At 62.4% G+C, this 380-nt stretch carries 1 protein-coding gene; it reads right to left on the reverse strand.

Annotated features, from left to right (window positions below; all coding sequences use genetic code 11):
* Positions 1 to 166: 166 nt before the first annotated feature.
* A partial coding sequence (locus AC1DSF_RS31320) for a hypothetical protein (RefSeq protein WP_478184201.1) occupies positions 167 to 380 on the reverse strand: 214 nt, incomplete at its 5' end.

The raw sequence follows: 380 nt of genomic DNA on the forward strand, positions 1-380 counted from the left end.
GCCCTTAGCTCACCGGATACCGCCGCCTGACCATCCGCTACGAACGCCGATTCGACCTCTTCCTTGCCTCACCACCCTCGCCGCAGCACTCATCTGCTTCAAAAACGACTCCACAGCCACACCAGGTAGGACACGGTCTAAGTATGTGATTTCTGCTCGACGCAGATCATCTATGCAGGTTTCCTTGGCTGTTGAGGACCAGGTCGAGAGCGTGTAGCAATCCACGGCCATCCTTGGTCGCGACGCGCACCGCCGTGCCGTCGGCCAGCGGAAGAAACACTTCTCGTGCGCCGAATGGCGCGGCGTATGCCCCGCCGACTAGGCGCGCCGGGCGGGACACAGGCCACGGAAGATCCCGCTCTTGGTCGTGCGCCTCGACT

It is taken from the genome of Variovorax sp. 01N429, assembly GCF_056399425.1.